A 7,993-nucleotide genomic window follows, 5' to 3' on the forward strand; every position below is an offset into this window, starting at 1 on the left:
TTGAAAAAGCAGCGTGGGAGAGAAATCATCCCTAAGAACGTGCAAATTAATAAATATTCTTTTCGATTTAAAACTTACTCCGTTATTTTTCCTGACAATGATGAAACTTGAAGCTCTAATCTTTTTATTTCTCGTAGAATCGCCTTTTTATCCATTTGCATCCAAGAAAACAGTTTTAGCATACTAGATACGACCAAACTCAGGGTTCCAAAAACACCCCATTTTATAAGATCGTTTGTTGCCTCTACATTAAAAAATTGAATGGCGCAGTAAATAAAAATTCCAAAGAATATTACTTGCACAATGCTCATTACAATTACAATCCAACTATTCTTGCCGCTAAAGATTCCGAATATCATTTGCGATAGATTTTGCTCGTCTAAATCGTCATAGAATTTAGCTTCTTCTTGTGTTAAGGTCTCTTTAATTAATTGGTCTATGTCTTCTGTATTAGTGGTCATAATTTATATGTTTTAATGTTATTTTTAACGTCTCTCTTGCGTGAAATAATCTCGATTTTGCTGTTCCTACTGAAATTTCTAGCAAATCACTTATTTGTTTTAAGCTATACGATTCTATATAAAATAGCTGAACTACCATTTTCTGATTATTAGGTAATGCTTTTAACGCTTTTGCCAGTTGTGCTTTTAAATGGTCATTCTCAGAATAAGCTTTGTCCTCACTTACAATTTCAAAATTGGATTCTAAAGTTTGTTTTTGATTTTTAGATTGTACTCTTAGCCAATCCATGGCTTTATTACAAACAATTCTATAAGCCCAAAATTTAAATTGTTTAGGATCTTTTAGACTTTCAAGCTTATGTATAATAGTAGTCCAACTCTCTTGTGCAATGTCTTTTGCCACATCCTTGTCCTTAACCAACCAATAAGCTTTATCACGAAACAGTTTATGCCATCGCTTTACCAAAATAGCAAGTGCTTTTTTATTGCCGGCTTTATAAGCTTCAACTAATGCTTCATCTCTACTTTGGTCGGTTTTCAATTAAACGGTTTTAGTTGGTCGCGATGTTCTCATATACATCGCTCTTAATACTTTTACCCAAACATTATATGAGGTTTCCTTTTTAGCAGTGGTATAGTAATTTTCTACGTTATCAAAAGCGTCTTCTATTAATGCATCGTGTAACCACCTAACGACCAAACTCCATAATAACGACGCTTTAAATGTTGTGGTCATATTAATTTCGTGATGTATAACGGTTGTATTCGCATTTAGAGCTTCAATATTAAACTCGTGCGTTCCGATAAATCCTACAGGTTTAGAAAACTGAAATTTAATAAAATCGAAATCATTCATCTCAATAACGGTATACCTAATGTGACCATGACCGCCTCTACTTCCAACTTGCAATCCATTCTTGAATTTTATGGCTGGCCAATTTTCAGAAGGCCAAACTAAATCTTCGGAGGACGCTAATGTTTTAAATAATTGAGACACCTTTTCTTTAGGCTGATGGATTGTTCTGGTATGTCTATTTTTCACTCTCATACTTTAAAGACGAAAGAATTATGAAAAGGTTCATTTTATTTTGAAATTCTTTTTAAAGTTAATCTAAATTATACAGACCCAATTCAGTCTAACTATTTATAAAATAAGAATATCTTTGCACTCAAATTATAATAAGAAATGCCAAAGAGAGAACGGAATAAATTTGTAAGACGCGGGGAAATCATTGAGATTTTAATTGAAGACTATGCTTTTGGCGGCAAAGGTATTGGTCGTATTAGAAATGAACATGGAGAATTCGTTGTTTTTGTTCCTAATACATTGCCAGGTCAATTGGTTAAAGGACATGTAAAAAAGACGAGTAAAAAGTATGCCGAATGTAAACTTTTTGAAGTCTTAAAACCATCGGAAGATGAAATAGACATGCCTTACCAAACCATTCCTGGCGCTCCATATATTAACTTACCAATAGAAAAGCAACACGAATACAAAAAGCAAAGTACTTTAGAGTTATTTAAGCGCATTGGTAAAGTTGCTGACATTGAAGATAAGTTTGACGAATTTGTGACCTCTCCAAACACATTTCATTATAGAAATAAAATGGAATACGGTTTTTCTGCCATTGGTTATAATCACGAATTAAAAACCGATGTAGATGAATTTACATTAGGATTCAAAAAACGCGGTACATGGTGGTGTGGTGACGATCTTAAAGAAGATTCTGGTTTATTTGACGCTGAATTTGAAAACCGACTAAAAGACATCAAAGCGTATTGCGTAGACACCAGATTAGCACCTTGGCATCCACCAAAAAGAGAAGGCTTTTTTAGATATTTTGTCGTTAGAAAATCTTTTAAAACCAATCAATTACTTTTCAACTTAGTCACAACCTCTCATGATTTACCAGAATTTGACTTAGATAAATTTGCAAATTATTTAGTGGAGTTGTTTGGCGATCGTGTTGCTGGTTTACTACATACAATTAACGACGAAACCGGAGATCGAACGATTGCTACAACCGGAAGTATTTCTCTAGTGTATGGTGACGATAAAATTGTTGAAGAATTATTAGGCTTAAATTTTGAAATCAGCATGAAAAGCTTTTTTCAAACCAACCCTAAATGTGCTGAGAAATTATATTCTAAAGTTGTCGATTATGCCTTAGAAAATAAAGATGCCATTGACAATACGGTGGTATTAGATTTATTCTGTGGTACAGGAACTATTGGTCAAATTATAGCAAACAAATCTGATAATACTAAAATTGTTGGAGTGGATATTGTGGCTGCTGCTATTGAAGACGCTAAAGAAAACGCCAAACGAAATAATATTGAAGGCTTAAAATTCTTTGCAGCTGATGTTGGTAAATTCTTATCAGAACACCCAGAATACACCAATAAAATTAGAACGATTATTCTAGATCCTGCAAGAGCCGGAATTGCGCCAAAAACTCTTAAAAAAATAATAAACCTAAATGCAGAACGTTTGGTTTATGTATCTTGTAATCCTGCAACACAAGCCAGAGATACAGAACAATTAATGGAGTCTGGTTACACCATTAAAAAATTAAGTTTAGTAGATCAGTTTCCGCATACAGCGCATATTGAAACGGTTGTGTTATTTGAGAAAAAGTAAAAATGAAAAGAATTCTTTATTTTTTAATCATTCCGTTCCTAATTTCTTGTCAAGATGAAAAATCTTACGACAGCGAAATCAGTAATAATGATTATTCCGAAGTCATTGTTTCGGGCACAATAGAGAATAGACCTATTAATGATACCATCAATACTTTTAAAATTTATATCAATAATTTATTAGGTGATGAGCAATTTAAAGTTGAGACCATAAGCATTGAAGATTCAGGTGAATTTAGAACCTCATTATTACTTAATAATCCTCAAACGATCACACTGGCATATAAAGCTGTTGAATTTAATTTGATTCTAAAACCAAGTGATTCTGTAAACATTATTTTTAAAGACAATTACGACACCAAAAAAGATGTTTTTACGGATGCAAAACTTAGTGGGTCATTAGCAGCATTAAACAAAGAGTTGTTTACGTTTTTAGCTTCAAGAGAATTGAACATGAGAACTTATTACAACAAACTGAAAGACTTAAATCCTGATTCTTACAAAACCTTTTATGACAGTATTTTTGGTGCTGATGCCAATAATATTGATCGTTTTTTAGCTGAAAATAATGTTAGTCAAACATTAAAGGATTGGTTGTTTGTAGAAAAACATTACGTGCCCGTTGACAACCTTTTAGGGTTTCCATTATATTACGAGATGTTTCATCCCGAAGCATCAAAAACAGTACAATATAATGACAGTTTTTTTAGCAACTTAGAAAGATTACCAGAACTTAAAGCATCTCATTTAGTTAATTCTAAAATTAATAGTATTGGAAACTATTTAAGATTTCATTATTCAAAAAAACTAAGCCCTAAAGGTGTTAAAACAGAAATTAAAAAACTAGATTCATTAGTTATAAGAGAACTAAAACAAGATTTTAACAGCAACAAGCTTTTACTACAGTTAGCTGTTTACGACATTATTAATTATTCATTTGAAAACAACAATTTAGATTTTCTGACTAACGAAAAAGATTTTATTGAAAACTTGTATACTAATAGTATTTTTGAAAATATCATAAATACTAGAACCGAAACTATAAAATTATTAGTAAAAAATCCTGAAATTCCAAAAAACGCTGAGCTTTTAGAATTTAATTATGACACTGCTGAAGCTTTCATTGAGGATATAACTCGTACTTCTGATAAAAAAATCATATACATAGATAATTGGGCTGTTTGGTGTTCTCCATGTCGATCCGAATTTAAAGAAGCGACACCACAACTAAAAAAGGAATTTTCTGATTCAGTAGAATTTATTTACATCTGCCATAAATCTGATGAGACGTTATGGAAACCTATGATTGCGCAATATAAATTAGAAGGAAAACATTATTTTGTAACTGAGAAACAAAATTTAATGTTGACTAAATATTTAGACATTACTGGATTTCCTAATTATAATATTTTCGATAAAAATGGTAAAATGCTATATGGAGGTTTTGAATACCGACCAAGTGAACCGATAACGAAAGAACTACTTAATAAACTCACCAAATAATTAAATGAATAATTATAAAAGTCTTATAATATTACTAATCGCACTATTGTTGCTCTGTTGCGAGCGCGATGATATTTGCCCTGCCTCTACACAGACCACACCCAGATTAATAGTAGAATTCTATGATGCCTCTGAGACTGATGAATTATTAAATGTGTCTAGAATTACAGTATATGGTGATGGTTTATTAGAATTAGATGGTGATGGTAATCCTATTGAGCCAACGGTATCTTCGGATGCCACGCTGCTCTTTAACGAAATTGCAAATTCAGTAGAATTACCCCTTGTAGTTGGTGCAGAACAAGAACTTATAACAACACGTTTTATCTTAGAAAAAGACACCGATCTTAGGCTCGATGATGATCCTTTAACGAATTCAAATATAGATATTATAGAAATCTCTTATAATACTGAATTTGTTTACGTGTCTAGAGCTTGCGGTTACAAAAGTAATTTTAAGAGTCTAGGAATTGCAAGAGTAACGGATGCTGATCAATGGATTACCAATATAGAAATCGAAGAAACCACACAAGCACTTATAGAAAATGAAAACACAACACATGTACGCATCTATCACTAGAAGCGTAATCGTATTGCTGTTGTTTTCTACAATGGCTTTTGCGCAAGAAAAGAAAAAAACGGTCAACGATACATTAGTATTTAAGCAAAAATATGGTCTTAGACTTGGTACTGATATAAGCAAACTCGCGAGAACTTTTTTAGATGATGACTATTCGGGTTTTGAAATTATGGGTGATTATCGTTTAACCAAACGTATTTATATCGCTGGCGAAATTGGAAATGAAGAACGCATTCTCGAAAACGAAATTTTAAGCAATACCACAAAAGGTAGTTATTTTAAAGCTGGATTTGATATGAATTTCTATCAAAACTGGCTAGATATGGAGAATATGGTTTATGCCGGATTCCGTATTGGTGCAAGTTCTTTTAATCAAACACGAAACAGCTATACCGTTTATGATATTAACAATCAATATTGGGGTGATCGCTACACTGTTAATGAAGCTAAAGAATATAATGGCTTAACGGCACTTTGGACAGAATTACAAATAGGATTAAAAGCCGAAATCTTTAATAATTTCTTTGCTGGATTCAACATTCAACTAAAAGTCTTAATTACCGAAAAAGAAATCGATGATTACGAAAATCTTTATATTCCTGGTTACAACAGAACTTATGACAGTAGTAGCTTCGGTGGAGGTTTTGGTTTTAACTTATCTTACTTAGTTCCTATTTTTAAGAAAGATAAAATTGTAATTCAGGAGAAAGAAGTTGAAAAATAGTTTGCAATAAAACTGTAGTCGACTTAACACCTAATAGCACTAGAATAAACAAAACTAAAATTCAACTTTTCTTCGTATCTTTTCTTTATCAAAATGACTGACATGGATAAAGATGCTATTGCCGATTTAATTGAAGCTAAACATTCAGAATTAATTACTTGGTTAGAAAACCAGCCAGACGACTCTTGGACACTCGGACCAGAAGGTAAGTGGACTACAGGTCAGCAAGCACTCCATTTGTTACAAAGTATAGTTCCTCTTAACAATGCTTTGAGTATGCCTAAGTTTTTACTGCGTTTAAAATTCGGAAAAGCAAATAGACCCGTAAGACCATACGATGCTATTGTAAAACGCTATCAAGAACGTTTAGCAGATGCCAAAGGCAAAACGTTTAAAGGCTCTCAAAACATGAAAATCCCAAAGCTTGAAGACAAACAATATTTTTTAAACAGATTGCAAACCGAAGCAAAAAAAATACAATATAAAACCAGACGCATCAGCGATGTAAATTTAGATACTGTAGTTTTACCACATCCTTTAATGGGAAAAATGCCTGTTAGAGAAATTATTATGTGGACAGCGCATCATGTGGAGCATCATACTGATATTCTTAAGGCTAATTATTAACTTTTAATAAATATTTGAACGTAATTTTTATTCGAATTTAAAGAAGTTTTACAAAGCCTTCAATTTATAATATTAAAGTCACTTGCTATTGCTCGCTTTAAAATCACGTTAGTTTGTAATAATATTTATACAAATTTCAAAAATATTTCTGTTTGTATTGAGGTTTAAAGCTTCAGAAATTAATAAAATATAAAATCAATTTTTTATTGTATTAATTTAAACTACATTTGATCTACTTAAATCATCGTTTCGTCGATGAAATAAGTGATTTACCAAATTTTAAAACCTACTTTATGAAACCAATTAAATTGGCTAACGCATGTCTATCGCGTTTAAGCCCTAGACCTTTTTTACTTTTCGGAGTGCTTATTTCAAGCTTCAATTATATGGAAGCTCAAGAAACAATAGTAACCGCAGGTGGCGATATCACAGACACGGGTGGTACAGTTAATTATTCTGTCGGACAAGTTGTTCAGAATACAATAATCAACGCAGACACCTCCGTTTTCCAAGGTATTCAATTTTATTTTGAAGACCAATCATTAACGGTAGTCGATATAAAAACAAATTTAGAAATCACTACTTACCCCAACCCTACGTCATCGAAGCTAAACATTAACATAGATGATTTTAAACCCAATACACTTACTTATAAATTATATAACGTTTTAGGTCAATTAGTAACCGAAGGAAATGTAGCTACTAAAACTACCACAATTAATGTTAACCATTTAGAAATGGCCACATATTTACTACTAATTGAAAATACAATAGACCAAACAACCCAAATCTTTAAAATCGTTAAAAACTAACCAAAATGAAAAAAATTACTTTAATTCTTATCTTGATTGTAACCTCACTATCCGCTAAGGCTCAAGCTCCAGATAAAATCAGCTATCAAGCGATAGTAAGAAATACTAGTGACCAAATATTAATTAATCAAAATATAGGCATACAAATTAGTCTTTTACAAGGCTCAATTAATGGCAATGCTATTTATATTGAAACTCAAAATCCAACTACAAATAACAATGGATTACTATCTATAGAAATCGGTACTGGAAATAATACAACTGGCTCTTTTAATACAATTGACTGGGGAAATAATTTATATTTTATTAAAACTGAAATCGATCCAACAGGAGGTTCTAACTATACAATTACAGGTATCAGTCAATTAATGAGTGTGCCTTATGCTTTATATGCGAAAACTTCAGGTAGTTCTACACCAGGACCTATAGGAGAAACAGGACCTACTGGACCTGCTGGTGAAACTGGAGCTACTGGACCTGCTGGCGAAACTGGAGCTACTGGACTTACTGGTGAAACTGGAGCTACTGGACTTACTGGTGAAACTGGAGCTACTGGACCTGCTGGTGAAACTGGACCTGCGGGACCTGCTGGCGAAACTGGAGCTACTGGACCTACTGGTGAAACTGGACCTGCGGGACCTGCTGG

General features: G+C 32.6%; 9 protein-coding genes and 1 pseudogene. 7 read left to right on the forward strand and 3 right to left on the reverse strand.

Annotation, left to right across the window (positions count from 1 at the left end; translation table 11 throughout):
* Window positions 1-74: 74 nt before the first annotated feature.
* The 3 genes from BLT80_RS18565 to BLT80_RS18575 are packed head-to-tail and all read right to left on the reverse strand — an operon-like array spanning window position 75 to window position 1,509.
* Entirely contained in the window at window positions 75-461 is a 387-nt protein-coding gene (locus BLT80_RS18565; protein WP_092470817.1) for a DUF6768 family protein, read from the reverse strand.
* Window positions 451-1,002, reverse strand: a complete 552-nt coding sequence (locus BLT80_RS18570; RefSeq protein ID WP_092470820.1) for an RNA polymerase sigma factor — start codon at window positions 1,000-1,002, stop codon at window positions 451-453. Before BLT80_RS18570 ends, BLT80_RS18565 begins: the two co-directional genes overlap by 11 nt.
* Window positions 1,003-1,509: a hypothetical protein gene (locus tag BLT80_RS18575; RefSeq protein ID WP_092470822.1), complete on the reverse strand. Its 507-nt coding sequence runs from the start codon at window positions 1,507-1,509 to the stop codon at window positions 1,003-1,005.
* 138 nt (window positions 1,510-1,647) lie between these two features.
* Between BLT80_RS18575 and rlmD the strand changes: the two genes are divergently transcribed.
* The 7 genes and pseudogenes from rlmD to BLT80_RS20445 all read left to right on the forward strand — a co-directional run.
* On the forward strand, window positions 1,648-3,102 hold the full coding sequence (gene rlmD / locus BLT80_RS18580; protein ID WP_092470824.1) for a 23S rRNA (uracil(1939)-C(5))-methyltransferase RlmD: 1,455 nt from the start codon (window positions 1,648-1,650) through the stop codon (window positions 3,100-3,102).
* A gap of 2 nt (window positions 3,103-3,104) precedes the next feature.
* Window positions 3,105-4,604, forward strand: coding sequence for a TlpA family protein disulfide reductase (locus BLT80_RS18585; RefSeq protein ID WP_092470826.1), 1,500 nt, complete (start codon window positions 3,105-3,107; stop codon window positions 4,602-4,604).
* A 4-nt stretch (window positions 4,605-4,608) separates the two neighbouring features.
* Window positions 4,609-5,184: a DUF6452 family protein gene (locus BLT80_RS18590; protein ID WP_139181107.1), complete on the forward strand. Its 576-nt coding sequence runs from the start codon at window positions 4,609-4,611 to the stop codon at window positions 5,182-5,184.
* A complete protein-coding gene (locus tag BLT80_RS18595; protein WP_245710301.1) occupies window positions 5,150-5,908 on the forward strand; it encodes a DUF6048 family protein in 759 nt (252 codons plus the stop codon). The genes BLT80_RS18590 and BLT80_RS18595 overlap by 35 nt, the downstream gene beginning before the upstream one ends.
* Window positions 5,909-6,010: 102 nt before the next feature.
* Window positions 6,011-6,535, forward strand: coding sequence for a DinB family protein (locus BLT80_RS18600; RefSeq protein ID WP_092470951.1), 525 nt, complete (start codon window positions 6,011-6,013; stop codon window positions 6,533-6,535).
* 293 nt (window positions 6,536-6,828) lie between these two features.
* Window positions 6,829-7,347: a T9SS type A sorting domain-containing protein gene (locus BLT80_RS18605; RefSeq protein WP_092470832.1), complete on the forward strand. Its 519-nt coding sequence runs from the start codon at window positions 6,829-6,831 to the stop codon at window positions 7,345-7,347.
* A 5-nt stretch (window positions 7,348-7,352) separates the two neighbouring features.
* Window positions 7,353-7,993 (forward strand): annotated as a pseudogene (locus BLT80_RS20445) (beta strand repeat-containing protein); the annotation flags it as partial.

The sequence above is a fragment of the Winogradskyella thalassocola genome, from assembly GCF_900099995.1.
GTDB lineage: Bacteria > Bacteroidota > Bacteroidia > Flavobacteriales > Flavobacteriaceae > Winogradskyella > Winogradskyella thalassocola.